17 protein-coding genes are annotated in these 16,443 nt (G+C 61.3%); 6 read left to right on the top strand and 11 right to left on the bottom strand.

The features are described 5' to 3' along the window. Window positions 1-4: 4 nt before the first annotated feature. Window positions 5-919, top strand: a complete 915-nt coding sequence (locus AC07R0_RS07090) for an NAD(P)-dependent oxidoreductase (RefSeq protein ID WP_495097685.1) — start codon at window positions 5-7, stop codon at window positions 917-919. A 74-nt stretch (window positions 920-993) separates the two neighbouring features. On the opposite strand, the gene AC07R0_RS07085 is transcribed toward AC07R0_RS07090, so the two are convergent. The 7 genes from AC07R0_RS07085 to AC07R0_RS07055 form a co-directional block, all read right to left on the bottom strand. Then, window positions 994-1,632 (bottom strand): BON domain-containing protein, encoded by a 639-nt coding sequence (locus tag AC07R0_RS07085; protein ID WP_495104293.1) that lies wholly within the window; start codon window positions 1,630-1,632, stop codon window positions 994-996. 32 nt (window positions 1,633-1,664) lie between these two features. Next, entirely contained in the window at window positions 1,665-2,264 is a 600-nt protein-coding gene (locus tag AC07R0_RS07080; protein WP_495097687.1) for a phosphoheptose isomerase, read from the bottom strand. Between the two features lie 579 nt (window positions 2,265-2,843). Then, window positions 2,844-3,854 carry an alpha/beta hydrolase gene (locus tag AC07R0_RS07075; protein ID WP_495097688.1) on the bottom strand — a complete coding sequence of 337 codons (1,011 nt, stop codon included), beginning with the start codon at window positions 3,852-3,854 and terminating at the stop codon, window positions 2,844-2,846. A gap of 119 nt (window positions 3,855-3,973) precedes the next feature. Then, window positions 3,974-5,059: an alpha/beta hydrolase gene (locus AC07R0_RS07070; RefSeq protein ID WP_495097689.1), complete on the bottom strand. Its 1,086-nt coding sequence runs from the start codon at window positions 5,057-5,059 to the stop codon at window positions 3,974-3,976. 2 nt (window positions 5,060-5,061) lie between these two features. Then, entirely contained in the window at window positions 5,062-6,246 is a 1,185-nt protein-coding gene (locus AC07R0_RS07065) for a (R)-mandelonitrile lyase (protein WP_495097690.1), read from the bottom strand. Then, window positions 6,243-7,652 (bottom strand): MFS transporter, encoded by a 1,410-nt coding sequence (locus tag AC07R0_RS07060; protein WP_495097691.1) that lies wholly within the window; start codon window positions 7,650-7,652, stop codon window positions 6,243-6,245. The genes AC07R0_RS07065 and AC07R0_RS07060 overlap by 4 nt, the downstream gene beginning before the upstream one ends. Window positions 7,653-7,661: 9 nt before the next feature. Further along, window positions 7,662-8,513, bottom strand: a complete 852-nt coding sequence (locus AC07R0_RS07055; RefSeq protein WP_495097692.1) for an aldo/keto reductase — start codon at window positions 8,511-8,513, stop codon at window positions 7,662-7,664. A gap of 123 nt (window positions 8,514-8,636) precedes the next feature. On the opposite strand from AC07R0_RS07055, the gene AC07R0_RS07050 reads away from it, so the two are divergent. Then, window positions 8,637-9,629 (top strand): LysR family transcriptional regulator, encoded by a 993-nt coding sequence (locus AC07R0_RS07050; protein ID WP_495097693.1) that lies wholly within the window; start codon window positions 8,637-8,639, stop codon window positions 9,627-9,629. Window positions 9,630-9,697: 68 nt separating this feature from the next. On the opposite strand, the gene AC07R0_RS07045 is transcribed toward AC07R0_RS07050, so the two are convergent. The 4 genes from AC07R0_RS07045 to AC07R0_RS07030 form a co-directional block, all read right to left on the bottom strand. Further along, entirely contained in the window at window positions 9,698-9,841 is a 144-nt protein-coding gene (locus tag AC07R0_RS07045; RefSeq protein WP_495097694.1) for a hypothetical protein, read from the bottom strand. Window positions 9,842-9,859: 18 nt separating this feature from the next. Continuing rightward, window positions 9,860-10,357, bottom strand: coding sequence for a (R)-mandelonitrile lyase (locus tag AC07R0_RS07040; RefSeq protein WP_495097695.1), 498 nt, complete (start codon window positions 10,355-10,357; stop codon window positions 9,860-9,862). 261 nt (window positions 10,358-10,618) lie between these two features. Further along, window positions 10,619-11,083, bottom strand: coding sequence for a nuclear transport factor 2 family protein (locus AC07R0_RS07035; RefSeq protein WP_495097696.1), 465 nt, complete (start codon window positions 11,081-11,083; stop codon window positions 10,619-10,621). Between the two features lie 412 nt (window positions 11,084-11,495). Continuing rightward, window positions 11,496-12,461: a LysR family transcriptional regulator gene (locus AC07R0_RS07030; RefSeq protein ID WP_495097697.1), complete on the bottom strand. Its 966-nt coding sequence runs from the start codon at window positions 12,459-12,461 to the stop codon at window positions 11,496-11,498. A 213-nt stretch (window positions 12,462-12,674) separates the two neighbouring features. On the opposite strand from AC07R0_RS07030, the gene AC07R0_RS07025 reads away from it, so the two are divergent. From AC07R0_RS07025 to AC07R0_RS07010, 4 genes are read left to right on the top strand one after another with little or no spacing between them, the layout of a single operon-like run. Continuing rightward, on the top strand, window positions 12,675-13,655 hold the full coding sequence (locus AC07R0_RS07025) for an aldo/keto reductase (RefSeq protein WP_495097698.1): 981 nt from the start codon (window positions 12,675-12,677) through the stop codon (window positions 13,653-13,655). Window positions 13,656-13,698: 43 nt separating this feature from the next. Beyond that, window positions 13,699-14,766 (top strand): NAD(P)-dependent alcohol dehydrogenase, encoded by a 1,068-nt coding sequence (locus tag AC07R0_RS07020; RefSeq protein WP_495097699.1) that lies wholly within the window; start codon window positions 13,699-13,701, stop codon window positions 14,764-14,766. Further along, on the top strand, window positions 14,763-15,548 hold the full coding sequence (locus AC07R0_RS07015) for an SDR family oxidoreductase (RefSeq protein ID WP_495097700.1): 786 nt from the start codon (window positions 14,763-14,765) through the stop codon (window positions 15,546-15,548). The genes AC07R0_RS07020 and AC07R0_RS07015 overlap by 4 nt, the downstream gene beginning before the upstream one ends. A 57-nt stretch (window positions 15,549-15,605) precedes the next feature. Further along, the gene (locus AC07R0_RS07010) at window positions 15,606-16,442 is read left to right on the top strand and encodes an SDR family oxidoreductase (RefSeq protein WP_495097701.1); all 837 of its coding nucleotides are present in this window, start codon (window positions 15,606-15,608) and stop codon (window positions 16,440-16,442) included. Window position 16,443 lies beyond the last annotated feature (1 nt).

Raw genomic sequence — 16,443 nt, 5'->3', positions numbered from 1 at the left:
TTCCATGTCCAGCACCAACCCGAAAACCTACGATTCCGTCCCGTCCAAAAAAGTTGCCTTCATTGGCCTGGGTGTGATGGGCTACCCCATGGCAGGGCATCTGGCGTTGGCTGGGCACGCGGTCACGGTGTACAACCGCACCACTACAAAATCCATAGCATGGTGCGCAGAGTATTCCAGCACTACGGCCCCGAAACATGCTGAAACCCCACGTTTGGCTGCGCAGGGTGCCGACATCGTTTTTTGCTGCGTGGGCAATGACGACGACCTGCGCTCCGTCACGCTGGGCGCTGACGGAGCATTTGCCGGCATGGAGCCGGGCGCAATTTTTGTGGACCACACCACGGCGTCGGCCGAAGTGGCCCGCGAGTTGGATGTTGCCGCACGCCCCCTGGGCCTGCGCTTCATCGACGCACCCGTATCCGGTGGTCAGGCGGGTGCACAGAATGGCCTGCTGACAGTCATGTGCGGCGGCGACGCACAGGCCTTTGACGCCATCGCCCCCACGGCCATGGCCTTCTCCCGTGCCATCACCCGGGTCGGCGAAAGCGGCGCTGGCCAACTGGCCAAGATGGTCAACCAGATATGCATTGCCGGCCTGGTGCAAGGTCTGAGCGAGGCCGTGGCCTTTGGCCAGCGCGCTGGCCTGGACATGCTGCAGGTGCTGGACGTCATTGGCAAGGGCGCAGCCCAAAGCTGGCAGATGGACAACCGTGGCAAGACCATGGTGGCCGACAAATTCGATTTCGGCTTCGCGGTGGATTGGATGCGCAAGGACCTGGGCCTGGTGCTGGACGAGGCCAAGCGCAACGGCGCACGCCTGCCTGTGACGGCCCTAGTGGACCAGTTCTATGCCGATGTGCAGCTGATGGGCGGCCAGCGCTGGGACACGTCCAGCCTGATCAAGCGCCTCAAGTAATTCCGCTTTGCACCCGCCCATGAAAAAGCCCCTGGCATCCAGATGCCAGGGGCTTTTTCTTATGGCGTCAGAACTCAGGACGCCGGCGTTGCCGTGCTCACGGGAGCAGGCTGGGGAACAGCGTTTTTCAACTCGTCCTCACTCAGCACCTCAAACACACGAACCACCTTTTGCACACCGCTGACGTTGCGGGCCAGCTCGGTGGCTCGGTCGGCTTCGCGTTGTGAAACTCGGCCCATCAAATAGACCACGCCACGCTCGGTCACCACCTTGAACACATTCGACTGCAGATCACGCGCGTCCACCAGCGCGGCCTTGACCTTGCCCGTCACCAGGGTGTCCGACGAGCGCTGCGACAGCGAGGTCGTACCCAGCACCGCTACCTCGTTCACCACCGAACGCACGTTGTCCACCTTCAACACCAGGTCATCCAGCTTCTGCTTGTCGGCTGCGGTGGGGACTTCACCGGTCAGCAAGACCTGGCGGTTGTAGCTGGTCACATTGATGTGTGCCTGCTCACTCAGCGCCTGGCCAATGCGGTTGTTGGCGCGCAGTTCGATGCCCTCGTCTTCCAGCTGGGCGCCGGAAGTACGGCGGTCCGTCGCCACCATGGCCGAGCCGACAAATGCACCGCCCATCACCAGCGGCACGCACGCCGAAAGGCTCGCACCCAATACCACCGAAGCCACACAAGTCAAATAAAACGGACGCATAGTGTCTTTCACATTCAAAGGGGTTAAAAAGCCTAAAGAGGCGCCTCAAGGTCGCCCAGCAGCTGCGAATCCACGCCGTCGCACAAGCAGTGCAAGACCAGCAAATGGACTTCCTGGATGCGGGCCGTACGGTCATGCGGCACGCAGATGTGCACGTCGGTCTCCCGCAGTGCGGCGCCCATCTTACCGCCGCCCTTGCCGGTCAAGGCCACCACGGTCATCTCTCGCTCATGGGCGGCCTCAATGGCTGCCAGCACATTGGCCGAATTACCGCTGGTGGTGATTGCCAGCAGCACATCACCCGGCTGCCCCAGAGCCCGCACCTGCTTGGCGAAGATGACGTCGAAGTTGTAGTCGTTGCCGATGGCAGTGAGGATGGAGCTATCGGTGGTCAACGCAATCGCCCCCAGCTCGGGCCGCTCACGCTCAAAACGGCCCACAAACTCCGCCGCGAAATGCTGCGCATCCGCTGCCGAGCCGCCGTTGCCGCAAGCCAGCACCTTGCCGCCGCTGGTCACGCTGGCCAGCATGGCCTGGATGCCAGCCGCAATCGGCTTGCTCAGGGGTTGCGCAGACTGGTACTTCAGGTCGGCGCTGTCGATGAAATGCTGCTGAATACGTTGTTCAATCATGGTCCGCGATGATACCCCCGCCATATGTCCCTGAGATTTACACTTGACTTTTAACAATTGAAGTTGACATAGCGATCCTTTTAAATCAAGTACTTAAAAGAGATTTCGAGCCATCTGACGCTGATCTTGATCTTGATCTAGGTCTTGTTGACATTAATTGCTTATCTGCTCCAAGCTGACTGGTACCAAGCGACCGAGTTCATGAAGTCATGAAGGGATGCAGACATGCACACCTGCTCAGGAGCTCTCTCTAAACTCTATGGCTGACGGGCCATAGCTGAGCCAAACAATTTCACTCTGCTTAAAACATAAGTCAGCAAAAGGCTGGTAGCTGCCGGTCAAGTCCGATGGCCCGAGCGACTGCTCAGCGCCCAAAGCGAACAGCACACGATTCTGATGGTTCGCTGCGCGGCTGTGTCGAAACACCATTGGCCGTGTGAGAACGATTGCGGCGTGGCTTCACCGAATGCCATGCCTCGCTGTCACTGCAGCGGCATGATACCCGCGCACTCGTTGTTGAGAGCCCGTCCAGATCGTGAGTACATCGAGATGGAAGGCGCCGTGCCCCGTGGCCTCGAATCACAAAGTCTTCGCGTAAAACGGTGTCAGCTTGCCCAGTACAGCTTCTACGTACTTGGGGACCCAGTAGGTTTCGATGTGCGTGGCGCCGTCGATCTTGAACAGTTCCTTGTTCTTAGTACCGGTCGCCTTGGCGAAGGCCTCCTCGGTCATGTACAGGCTGTCGGCCTTGCTGCCGGCAATCATCAGCAGCGGCTGCTCGATCAACTCGATCTGGTCGGTGGCGTCCCAGCGCATCAGGTCGAGCAGGCTGCTCGTCGTGTACTTGAAGGTCGAGCCGGGATGCGCATGCGTGCGCCAGTAGTATTCGTAGCCTTGCCGGTACATCTCGAAGGGTAGCGCGGTGATTTGCTCGTCCGTCATGTCGGCATCGCCGGAGTATAGAAGGCTGCCACCGGCGGCTTCCTGGGCTCGTGCTGCGGACGCCTGCTGCAATCGCTGCTGGATCGTGCCCAGTTGCGAATCGGCGAAGCCATTGCGACGGACACGTCCGGAGTTGAACATACTGAGGGTAGCCACTGACTTGAAGCGCTTGTCAGACTTTGCGGCCGACAGCGAATACCCCCCGCCGCCGCAAATGCCTAAAAGCCCCAGGCGCGCGGCATCGACGCCGGGATAGCGGGTGATGAAGTCCGCTGCGCCGTGGATGTCCTCGATGCGGAACTGCGGCTTGTCCGTGCTGCGTGGCTGACCGCCACTGCCGCCCTGATACGCGGCATCCATCGCAATCGTGATGTAGCCCTGTTCGGCCAGGTGCTGGGCATACAGGCCGGCTGTCTGCTCTTTCACGCCACCATTGGGGTGGGCCACGACGACCGCCGGGTATTGCTTCTTGGGATCGTAGTTCGCGGGCGTGTAGACGTTTGCGACGATGTCCAGACCGCCCAGCTTGTACTTCACGGGGTGGATGTTGACCTCGCCAACTTCGTTCCTGGTGATTGCTCCGCCATAGACGAGAGTGAAGGGATTCTTCGTGTAGTCGGCGGCGACGGCGGGGGTATTGACGGTCATTACAGGAACTCCAAGGGCTGCGATAGAGAGGATACGAGCGGAGGTTCCGAGGAACTCTCGCCTCTTGTCGTTGACAATTTTGGGTTTCATTCAGGCTCCGGTTTTGCTAGGCGGCTGGATCAGTCCAGCTTCTTTTCAGTTAGGAATTTCGACACCAGGTCGGCGATCTGCACGTTGTTCAGGTCGGACATCAGGAAGTGCGTGTTGCCACGAATGCCCGTCTCCGGGAGATGCACCAGGCGGGCATCGCCGCCATGCTTGTTAATGGCGTCCACCCAGAGCCGAGCCATGGCCAGCCGCACACGCCAGTTGTCCTGGCCGCGCTCTATGGTCGGCTCGACGGGGAAGTTGTCGCCGTAGTAAATGACGATGGGAATGCGGGTGAGCTTCTGGAAATCCGACAGCGTCACCGTCTCAGGTGACAGCGTGCCGGCCGCACTCGGCATTGCCGGCGGCAATTCGCCTTGCGGGAAGATGAAGCCGCTGCCCGGCTCAAGCGCGACGATGGCCTTGACCTTCGGGTTCTTGATCGCAGTCAACCAACCCGGACCACCCGCCTGCGAATGGGTAAACAGGATCGCCGGGCCGACCTTGTCGAACAGCGCTGACATGGCATCCGAAATCACGCCGGCGTCATAGGGCCCGGTGTTGGGCGTGACCGAGCGTAAGAACTGGTTCAGCGTCTCAGGCTTGCGGTCAAACTGCACGTTGTCGAAGTAGCCGGGCCATTTTCCGATGCGAAACTGGTCGAAGAACAGCTGGTCGTTGGGCGCCGGCTCGAGTGTTGCCGGGACGGTGCTGTTGCCAGCTCGTCCCCGACGCGGCTGGTCGACCAGGTAGACCGGGAAGCCGCGGCGCAGGAACAGAGTCTGGAAGCCTTCGCGGCCGTCCGAGGTGGTCTCCCAACTGCGCGCCGACTGGAAGGCGCCATGCAGCATGACGATGGGCAAAGCCTTGGGGTTCTGTGGCACCTGATAGAAGGCATACAGGTGGTCGCCGTGAAAGCTTTGGCCCGCAGCCGTCGGCTTGTTGTTGTCATAGCTGCCAGGGGTCTTCAGCACGGTGCCGCCGACAGCGAAGCTCCCTTGGGATTGGATCACCAAGGGGTCAGAGGCGTTGCCGGCGCTGTGGGGCTGAATTGCGCAGCCTGTGATGACGGTTGTCATGGCAACGGCGATGGTCAATAGAGTTCGGTGGGTATCCATGTTTAACCTTTCGATGCGGAGGCCAGGGCCTGCGTGAGGGCTTCGTTCGCGCGGGCAGCGACTTGGGCGTTGACCTCGTCGGCCAGGGTTTGCGTGAGCTGGCGCAACTGCGCGGCGCTTAGGCCCACGCGCAGACTGGCCCGCATATGGGAGCGCAGCTGCGCCTCCGCGCCCGGGGTGGCGGCGAGCGCGCCGACGGTCGCCAGCTCGCGGCTCTGCCAGTCGAGGTTGTCGCGTTCAAAGATCGCCCCGAACAGATGCGCCTGCAGGAACTGGTTGATGGTGGGCGCGAAGTCGAACACGGCACCTTGCACCGGCCCGCCAGAAATCTCGGCCTGGTTCGCCCTTCCCACATTGACCAACTCGTCGCCAGTGGCAACCGTCGGGGTGGGCTCGCGGCCTGGCGCGTCCTGGAGGCCGCGCCGCTTGCGCGCCTCCACGACCTTCATCAGCTCGCCGAGCGCGTTGAGGCATCGCGGAAAACCGGCATAGGCATAGAGCTGCACCAGCACTTCCTTGGCCTCGCTGATCGTCATCCCCGCATCCAGGCCCTGGTTCAAGGCGGCGTTGAGCCGGGGCATGTCGCTGGCCGCCATGAACGCGGCCATCAGCGGAATCGACCGCTGCTTGGCTGACAGGGTTTCAGACAGGGGCCATGCGCGAGCGGCGAGCTCGGGGTGGGCGCCGAGCCCGGTGTTCTCCAAGGCGGTCTGATAGTCCTGGTCGGTGACCTTGTCCTGCCAGGTCACCGAGATGCCGCCTTCCTTCTCCGCGATGGCGACGTGGGTCATCGGCCCGTTGGGGCCGGCGCCATGCCAGTGGCGCACGTTCGCGGGAATGGTGACGACATCACCGGGGCGGATCGCCCGAGCGGGCTGGCCTTGCTGCTGGACCAGTCCGAGCCCGGCCGTGACGATCAGCGTCTGCCCCAAGGGATGGCTGTGCCAGGCAGTCCTGGCGCGTGCCTCGAAGGTCACCGTGGCGCCGCCGGCCTTGCCCGGCGCCATGGCCTGGAAGGGCGAGCTGATGCGAACGCTGCCGGCGAAGGTATCGGCCGATCCCGTGGCGACGTTCTGGGCGGACGCCGAGCGAACCTCGACGATCGGCGCAACCGCAGTGGCGCCTGGGGACTGCGCGCCGGCGGTTGCCGCCACACCGGTCAGGGCGATACAAAGCAATGATTTCACGATAGAGTCTCCAGTTGCTGCGGTGTAGTGCCACGGCGTGGCAGGACGATGAGAAGCCAGGACACCAGCAGGGCGAGGCCCAGCAGCAAGGCCGCAACATCCATGACAGCTGAAATCCGCTGAGCCAGGATCGCGCTGTCCAGCGCACCTGCAGGTGCAGCGCTAGCAAAGACGAACACCAGCAAGCCAAGGCCGAGTGCCCCGCCGAGTTGATGCGCCACATTAACCAGGCCGGATGCCGCACCGGCGTCCTCGCGAGCGACACCCGCCACGCCTGCTGCCGTCAACGGGCCGAGCAGCAGGCCCTGGCCCAGTCCGATCAGGACCATGGGCGGTGCAATGCTCGTCCAGTAGCTCACGTCGGCATCGGCCTGGCCCAGCCAAAGCAGGCCCATCACACCTAGCAACAAGCCGGCGAGCAGAACCTTCTCGTTGCCGAAGCGTCGCGCCAGCCTGGGCACGGCCAGCGCCGAGGCGAAGTTGGGCAGCGTGACCGGTAGGAAGGCGATGCCCGCCTGCATGGGCCGCAAATGCAGCACGCCCTGGAGGAACTGCGTAGAGAAGAACCAGAAGCCCACGGCACCGCCCATGAAGAGCATGCGAGCCAGATAGGCACCGCCCCGCTCGCGGCTGGCGAGCAGTCGCAGTGGCAGGATGGGCTGGCGGACCCGGCGCTCGACCCACACGAATACGGCAATCATCAGTACTGCGACGACCAGGGCGGCCAGCGCGAGTGGGTCATGCCAGCCTGCTTCGGCCGCGCGCACCAGACCGTAGACCAGTACCGTCATGCCAAGGGTGGAACTGAACGCACCGCCCACATCGAAATGGCCGGGCTGCTTCGGTGTCTCCGTGATATGGCGCCTCGCCGCGGCGATTAGAACCAGGCCGATGGGCAGGTTGATGAAGAAGCCCGCTCGCCAGGACAGCAGGTCGGCGAACAAGCCGCCCAGGACCAAGCCCAGCGTGGCCCCGACGCCGGCCGCTGCTGCGTACAAGGACAATGCGCGGGTGCGCGCTGGGCCTTCGGCGAAGTGCGTGGATAACAAGGCTAGCGTAGATGGCGCCAGCACCGCGGCACCGACGCCCTGGATGGCACGGGCCGTTAGCAGCCAGCTCACTGATTGCGCGACGCCAATCGCCATCGAGGCCAAGGTGAACAGCGACAGCCCCGCGATGAACATGCGCCGCCGGCCGAGGATGTCTCCGGCGCGCGCCCCCAGTAGCAAGAGACCGCCGAAGGCCAACGTGTAGGCATTGGTCACCCAGGATAGCTGGGCCGCGCTGAAGCCCAGACTGGCTTGGATGCGCGGTAGTCCTGTGATGACGATGGAGATGTCCACCACGATCATCAGGTAGCTGGCCACGATGATGGCCAGCACGGTATTGGCGCTGCGTTGGGACATGACGCTTGCTCAGATGTCCAGCTTGCGCTCGGACATCCACTTGACGATGGCCGGGTCGCGGTGGGAGAAGAAGCTGCTCGTGTTGGTGTCGAGCGTGGCGATGCGGGCCATGTCGGCGTCGTCGAGCTCGAAGTCGAAGACGGCAATGTTCTCGGCCATGCGTTCCTTGCGCACCGACTTGGCCAGTGCGACGATGCCTCGCTGTGTCAGCCAGCGCAGCACGACCTGGCCGACGGATTTGCCGTAGCGCTTGCCGATGTCCGTGAGCACTTCATTCTGGAACAGGTTGTTGCGGCCTTCCGCGAACGGCGCCCAGGCTTCGGCCTGCACGCCGATTTCCTTCATGAAGGAAGCACTCTCCAACTGCTGCTGGAAGGGGTTCACCTCCACCTGGTTCACGGCGGGTGCAATCTCGTTGAACACCTTGATGTCCATGAGCCGATCCGGCTGGAAGTTGCTCACGCCGATGGCGCGCAGCCTGCCGGCCTTGTGGGCGTCCTCCATGGCCCGCCAGGAGCCATGCACGTCGCCGAAAGGCTGATGAATCAGATAGAGGTCCAGGTAGTCCAGTTGCAAGCGGCGCAGCGTTTTGTCAATGGCCAGCTGCGTGCGCTCGTATCCGGTTTCCTGGACCCACAGCTTGCTTGTCACAAAGAGCTGGTCACGGGCGATGCCGCTGTCCTTGAGGCCTTGACCTACGGCCGCCTCGTTCATGTAGGAGGCGGCGGTGTCGATCAGGCGGTAGCCGACGTCGATGGCGTCAACGACGCTGCGTGCGCAATCCTTGGCGTCGGGGATTTGAAAGACACCGAAACCCAGGATGGGCATTTCGACGCCGTTGTTCAGGGTGACGTGCTGCATGGCGGAGTCCTTTTGTGTTCGATGGGGCGAACTATAGGCATCAGACTCGCATCCGAATAGTGACAAACAGGTTGTTTTATTGGCATCCAATTGGCGACAATGAGCGGCAGGAGGCACACTCAAATGGCGATCAACGAACTTCGATCCGTCTCGACCTTCATCAAGGCCGCCGAACTGGGCAGCCTGCGCAAGGCGGCGCAGACGCTCAGCATCAGTCCGCAGGCGGCAAGCAAGGCGCTCGCGCAACTGGAGGCGCACCTGAACGCGCGGCTGTTTCATCGCACGACGCGGGTGATGTCCTTGACTGATGCGGGCCAGCGCTTGCTGGAGGATGTCCAGCCGGCGTTGCTGGGCATGCAGCGTGCGCTACAGAACGCTCAAACGGCAAGAGACGAGTTCGCCGGGCCCTTGCGCATCGCGGGGCCACGCACGACTTTCCAACCCATCCTCTGGCGATTGGTCGAGGAGTTCTGTGAGCTGTATCCCGGCATCCAGCCCGACGTGCTTCTCGATGACCGGGTGGGCAACTGGGTCGAGGATCGGGTGGACGTGGGCTTTCGGCTCGGCCCCTCGCCGCATGAGGGTGTCATCGCGCGAAGGCTGTTTCCGCTGCAAATGGTCATTTGCGGCGCTCCGGCTTACTTTGAACGTCATGGTGTGCCGGACTCGCTGGCCGCGCTTGCGTCACACCGATGCAGTGCTTTCCGGCATCCAGGGACCGGCAGAGTGGCGCCGTGGCATGTACGGGTGGGCGATCAGGCCATCGAGCAACCGGTCGTGCCCGCCATCTGCAGCAATGATGAAGTCTTTGAGCTGCAGGCCGTGCTGGCGGGCAAAGTCTTGGGTCAGTTGGCGGGAGTGACGGCAGCGCCCTACATCCGCTCGGGTCAACTCGTCCCCATTCTCAGCGACCACATGCAGGACTTCGCCAGCTACTTCGTGTACTTCGGCAGCCGGACGTCGCAACCGGCACGAGCACGGGCCTTCATCGACCTTGCGGTCAAGCGGCTGAGCGACAACGCAGAGTATGTGCTCGGTGAAAAGGAGTTGCGGGGCGGGCATCGCGGAATTCCTGGCCGTGCCCGAAGAAGACATTCTGCGCCCCTCAATGGCTGAGCGATTTTGATCGCAACGGATCGAACGGACGTTTTCAGCCAGCCACGAGCGACCAACGCCCTACTTTTTCATATAGCGAAATTTTTGCCACTTGGAAAGCCGGCGTAGGTATAGAGCAGCACCAGAACGACCTTGGCCTCACTGATCGTCATCCATACATCCAGCCTTTGGCTGAAGTCGACGTTTAACTGCGACATGTCGCTGGTCGCCATGCATGCGGCCATCTGTGGCTATTTTGCGGACAGGGTTTCGGACTTAGGTTGCGCACGTACCGCAGCCAGCGACTTTTCGCTGGGGTGGATGCCGAGTCCGGTGCACGCCAAGGCTGCTTGGTAGTCTTGATCGGTGACCTTGTTTTGCCAGATTACCGAGATGCAGTCTTCCCGCTCCGCGATGGCGACATGAGTCATTGAGCCGTTGGGGCCTGCACCATGCCAGTGGCGCACGTTCGGGGGTATGGCGACGACATCGCCGGGGCGGATAGCGTAAGCCGGCTGTCCTTGCTGCTGGACTAGACCCAACCCGGCTGTGACGATCAGCGTTTGCCCCAAGGGATGGCTGTGCCAAGCAGTCCGGGCACTTGCTTCGAATGTCACAGTGGCACCGCCCGCCTTGCCTGGTGGCAGGGCCTGGAAGGGCGAGCTGAAGCGGACAATGCCGGTGAAGGTATCGGCCGATCCCGTGGCGACCGGCTGGGCAGGCGCCAAATGCACCTCAACTGCCGGCATAACCACAGGGGCACCTAGAGATTGCGCGCCAGCGGCAGTCGCCGCGCCACGGTGTCTTACCCGTTGGTAGGCAAGGCGCTGGTAAAAGCGAGTACGAGCAAATTGAGCAGTGTTTGCCTTGATGGGGCTCGGCACACAAAGACTTCTGGACTAGAAGTCCCCGGATTGACCCGTCGCGAGTTGCCCTGCCTTTCGTGAAGCAACCCGAACCTCGAATTCCTTACAGCCCAAGCGCTAACGCCACTCTTGGCCGATCTTCCCTTATGACTGACCGATTTCCTGATGGTCACGCCACGTGAAATAAGAAGTTCGGTTTGAGATCAGCCACCGATTACCCTCGCGAACGTACTCATCCTTATAACTCACACCGTTGGTGCTCCTGATCTTCTTGCCGTCCGCTGCACTGATTAGGATAACGAGACAGTAGTGAACTGCCGTTGCGCGATCTCCATCAAGCTCCGCGGTATGTTGGCCATTGATGTGGTACGAGGTCTCGAAGTTGGCCATAAAGCTTGAAAAGGTTTCCTCAATCTGCTTGCGCCCTCTGAGTGACGCAAAGAGTTGACCTTCGAAGTAAGTGTCCACGACAGCGTCCTCAGTGAAGAGCAGCGCTTGCGTGGCGTTGTCCTTTTGGTCTGCGAGGTTCGAAAATGAATCAACGATGGCTTTGAGTGCGGCCTTGTCTTCAAGTGCCTTGATTCGTTGCTCCAGAGTTTCGGTTGGCATGAATATCCCCTATGTTGTTCGAGCCGAATAAGAGCACTAACAATATCAGCAAGGTTGAGAGCGACGGCTGCATAAGGTTGCAAGATTCTCGTCAAGGTTTGCACGATCCTGCATCCGTAGCCTGAATCTGCGACTTTAGGAAGAGTGGTGACACCGGGGGAGCAATCAAAATCGCACGACAAAGCGATTGGAATGGGTAGCAGTCGCTTCACACTTGGTGTTAATTGCCGCTATGCAGACGTCCTACATGCTCTGCACGGTTTATGAGCTGACGGAGTGGCTCCATGATTTCGCTCCTTAGCGGTAGCAGATGGGGCGTCAGCAAGGCTGACTGATCTGCCAGAGGCCGTACTTTTGTGTCTCCCGGCAATCGACTTCGGTAGTTGGATCATGGCAGGGTTTCCTTGTGGAACTAGGACTGGCGATGCTTAGCTCGCGCGGAGGCCGCCGACAGCTCTTTCGTGCTCAGCACGTAAGTCGACGTTTCATGCAGTCGCTCAATCGCTAGATCGATAAATGAGCGCACTCGCCTCGGCTGCGCCGTGCGACTGCCGTAGTACAAATGAACGTGGATATGATTGCTCATGTGTTTGAGAAGCAGCGGTACGAGGCGGCCCGCCCGAATGTGTTCGGCTACCGATAGATTCGCAAGCTGGCCGATCACCTGCCCTGCAAGGACGGCCTGCACTTCAAGTTCGGTGTCGTTGGTGGCGAATGTGGGCGAAACGTGCCGGTGCACGATTTCGCCATCGATGACGAGATACCACGGAAGCGCTTGCCCCGTGGCGGGATGACGAAAAGCGCTGCAGCGATGCGTCGCCAAGTCGTCCAGCGATTTCGGCGCCCCATGGCGCTCCAAGTAGGACGGCGCAGCACAGATCATGAGTTGAACAGGAAAGAGTCGCCGCGCGATTACGCCTTCCTCCGGTGATTGACCTATCCTGAATCCGACATCCACCCGCTCCGTAACCCAATTGCTCTTCCCATCGTCCAACTGCACATCGGGCTGCACGTCCGGATATAAGCCGCAGAACTCGTCGATGAGCGGCATCAGGATCGGCGAGAACGAGGATTTGGGGCCCACTATCCGAAGCGGTCCGGCGATTTCGTCCTTCGAAGCGCGAGCCTGGTTCAAGGCACGGTCAAGCGCAGCCAATGCGGGCTGCGTGGTCTCCAGGAACCGCTGACCTTCATCCGTCAGCGACAGACTCCGAGTCGTCCGATGCAAGAGCCGAACACCCAGATGGTTCTCCAGTTGTGCAAGCGCTTGACTTGCTGCCTGAGGAGATACGTCCTGGGCAAGGGCCGCCCGTCGGATGCTACCAAGTTCGACAGCCTTGGCGAAAGTGGCGATGGCACGTAACTCGTTGATCGGCATGAATGTATTCACTTTCTCAATATCCGCACAGTATCAATAAAAACTTGATTGTGGAACAAGTTTTTGCAACCTAGTTGATTGACAGACAAACGCCTACAGTGACATCTTTATCAAAGGGGGCGTGGCATTTCCGCTGCCTCTTCCTGAGTCAACCTGCCTGCGCCTCCCCGTCGGCAGTCCTTGATAGAGCGCTTCGTATTGAAGGAGATAAACATGAAACATCGTCAACTCGGCAGCAGCGGCCTGGAAGTGTCGGCACTCGGTTTCGGGTGCATGGGCCTGAGCTTCGGCTATGGCCACGCCTTGGATCGCTCGTCGGGCGTGAAACTTATCCGCCAGGCGTTTGACCGGGGCGTGACTCTCTTCGACACCGCCGAGGCCTACGGCGCGCTTAACGAGGAGATGGTCGGAGAGGCCTTGGCGCCGGTGCGTGACCAAGTAGTCATCGCAACAAAGTTCGGCTTCAAGGAAGGCAAGCCATCGCTGGGTACTGACAGCCGGCCAGAACGCATCCGCGCTGTCGTCGATGCCTCGCTACGGCATTTGCGCACGGATCGCATCGATCTGCTATACCAACACCGCGTCGATCCACAGGTGCCGATGGAAGACGTGGCGGGCACGGTCAAGGAACTAATGGCTGAGGGCAAGGTATGCCACTTCGGTCTATCCGAAGCCGGCGTCGAATCAATCCGACGCGCTCACGCCGTTCAGCCGGTTGCGGCTTTGCAGAGCGAATACTCGTTATGGTGGCGGGAACCCGAGCAGGCGATCCTGCCTACGCTGGAGGAGCTCGGAATCGGTTTCGTGCCTTTCAGCCCGCTGGGCAAGGGCTTCCTGACCGGCGCGATCAAGGCCGACACGCAGTTCACGAAAGACGATTTCCGCAACGTAGTACCACGCTTTTCCGCCGAGGCGCGACAGGCCAACCAAGCGCTCGTCGATGCAGTGACCCTGATCGCCCAAGTCAAGGGAGTCACGCCGGCCCAGGTGGCCCTGGCCTGGCTGCTGGCACAGAAGCCCTGGGTCGTTCCTATTCCGGGAACCACCAAGCTCTATCGCCTGGAAGAAAACCTCGGTGCCTCGGCTGTCGAATTGACCGGCGAAGAACTGCAGAACATCGCCGACGTTCTCTCGCACATCACGATCGAAGGCGCACGCTATCCCGCTCAGTTGGCCAGCCGAGTGGGGCGTTAATGACTGTCTACCGTCCTTTATCGCATTCGAAAGAGCCATTGCCATGACCTACCACGTAAAAGGCTACGCCGCCCACTCGCCCGCAAGCCGGCTGGGCCTGTTCGAGTTCGACCGCCGTAGGCCGCGCCTCGACGACGTTGTCATTGAAATCCTCTACTGCGGCGTCTGCCATTCCGACGTGCACAACGCGCGAAACGACTGGGGCAATGCGCAATACCCGATGGTTCCCGGCCACGAGATCGTCGGGCGGGTGCTCGAAGTCGGCCCTGAAGTCACTCGCTTCAAGGCAGGTGATCGCGTCGGCGTCGGCTGTCTGGTCGAGTCATGCCACCACTGCAATGCCTGCGGCAAGGGCTGGGAGCAGTATTGCGAGAACGGCGCAACCTATACCTACAACCACAACGACCCGATCGATGGCACGCGCACCTACGGCGGCTACAGCGAGAAGATCGTCGTGGCCGAGCACTTCGTGCTGAAGCTGCCTGATGCACTGGACGCGGCTGGTGCTGCGCCGTTGCTATGCGCCGGCATCACCACCTACTCTCCGCTGCGCCACTGGCAGGTCGGCCCCCGCAGCAAGGTAGCCATCGTCGGCCTCGGTGGCCTGGGTCACATGGGGCTGAAGCTTGCCAAAGCCATGGGTGCCGAGGTGACGCTTTTCAGCCGTTCGCCGGGCAAGGAAGCAGACGCGCGCCGTCTCGGAGCCGATCGCATCGTCATCTCCACCGACCCTGCGCAGATGGCAGCGGTGACCGGCCATTTCGACCTGATCATCGATACGGTGCCGTACCAGCACGACCTGAACCCCTACGTGCCGACGCTAGCGACCAACGGAGCGATCGTCATGGTTGGCTACCTTGGCCCACTGGAACCTCCTTTCAACACCGGCCCGCTTGTTTTCAACCGCAAGGCCCTGGCGGGCTCGCTGATCGGCGGCATCGCCGAAACACAGGAAATGTTGGACTTTTGCGGCCAGCACGGCATCCATTCGGATGTGGAAGTCATCCGCATCCAAGACATCAACGAAGCCTACGAGCGCATGCTCAAGGCCGATGTGAAGTATCGTTTCGTGATCGACATGACCTCGTTGAAACAGGAGGCTTCGGCATGAGCCCCGCACCGCTCAATTTGCTGGTTGTCGGAGCGACTGGCAGCATCGGTCAGCTCGCTGTCTCAGAGGCATTGCATCAAGGGCACACGGTACAGGCGTTGGTGCGAGATCTGGCTCGTGCAGGCAGTCTGCCAGCGCAGGCGCACCGAGTGATCGGCGATCTCACTCATCCTTCAACGTTGGTGCAGGCCGTCAAGGGCGTGGACGCCATCGTGTTCACTCACGGCTCAGAAGGGAATGGAAAAGCCGCCGCCGAGAATGTCGACTATGGCGGCGTACGCAATGTGCTTGCAGCACTCGGCGGTCGTAAGGTGCGCATCGCCTTAATGACCGCTATCGGCGTGACCAACCGGCAAGGCGCTTTCAACAACACGACCGAAATCCACGACTGGAAGCGCCGTGATGAGCGGCTGGTGCGAGCCAGCGGCCTCGCCTACACCATTGTGCGGCCGGGCTGGTTCGACTACAACGCTCCCGATCAGCATCGACTCGTGCTACTGCAAGGCGATACCCGTCATGCCGGCAATCCGAGCGACGGCGTGGTCTCGCGCCAGCAGATCGCCGAGGTCCTGGTACGCAGCTTGAGTTCCGAGGCCGCCCGCGGAAAGACCTTCGAGCTGGTCTCTGAACGCGGTCCGGCCACCACGGACTTCGACGCCTTGTTCGCGAAGCTGGACCTTGACACCGTGGGTGCGCTGGACGCTGTGCGCGACACGCCGAATATGCCCTTGAGCAATGAGCCCGCGCGGGTACGCGAGGACCTCCAACGAGTGGCCGGATAGCGAGCAGCGCAATCCGATCGGCTCCCTTATCCGCCACACCATTCACAGGAGAACAAGATGAAAGATGTCGTCGTTGTCGTCGGTGCCGGATTTATCGGCCAGGCCATCGCCAGGCGGGTCGGCGCAGGCAAGCACCTGCTGCTCGCCAACCTCACAGATCAAAGTTCGATCGAAGCTGCCAACGCGCTCGCCAATGCCGGGTTCGACGTTAGTGCAGCAGCGGTCGACATCTCGTCGCGTGCCTCGGTCCAGGCTCTGATCGAGAAGGCGCATAGTCTGGGCAGCATTACCGGCCTCATCCATGCTGCCGGTGTGTCGCCGTCGCAGGCGCCTATCGAGACCATCCTGAAGGTTGATCTGTATGGCACGGCCCTGCTGCTGGAGCTGGTCGGCGAAGTGATCGCACGCGGCGGCTCGGGCGTGGTCATCTCTTCCCAATCCGGTCATCGGCTGCCTGCGCTGACGGCGGAACAGGACAAGGCTCTGGCAAGCACTCCAACGGAGGAGTTGCTGAAACTGGAAATGCTCCAGCCGAGCAAAGTGACCGATACGCTGCATGCCTACCAACTGTCTAAACGCGGCAACTCGCTGCGTGTGATGGCCGAAGCCGTGCGGTGGGGGCGCCGCGGCGCGCGGATCAATACTATCAGCCCCGGCATCATCATCACCCCGCTGGCACGTGATGAGCTGACCGGCCCGCGAGGCGAGGGCTACCGCAGAATGATCGACACCTGTGCAGTTGGGCGAGCGGGGACTCCGGATGAAGTGGGCAACGTGGCCGCACTCCTGATGGGGTCGGATGGTGGCTTCATCACCGGCAGCGATTTCCTTATGGATGGCGGCGTAACCGCTGCTTACTGGTTCGGCGAAGCCGCGCCCGCCGTTACTCGTTGAG

This window comes from Rhodoferax sp. GW821-FHT07F03 (assembly GCF_059418745.1).
Note: the sequence above shows the minus strand (reverse complement) of the source record. Positions and strands in the feature narration are given on the sequence as shown.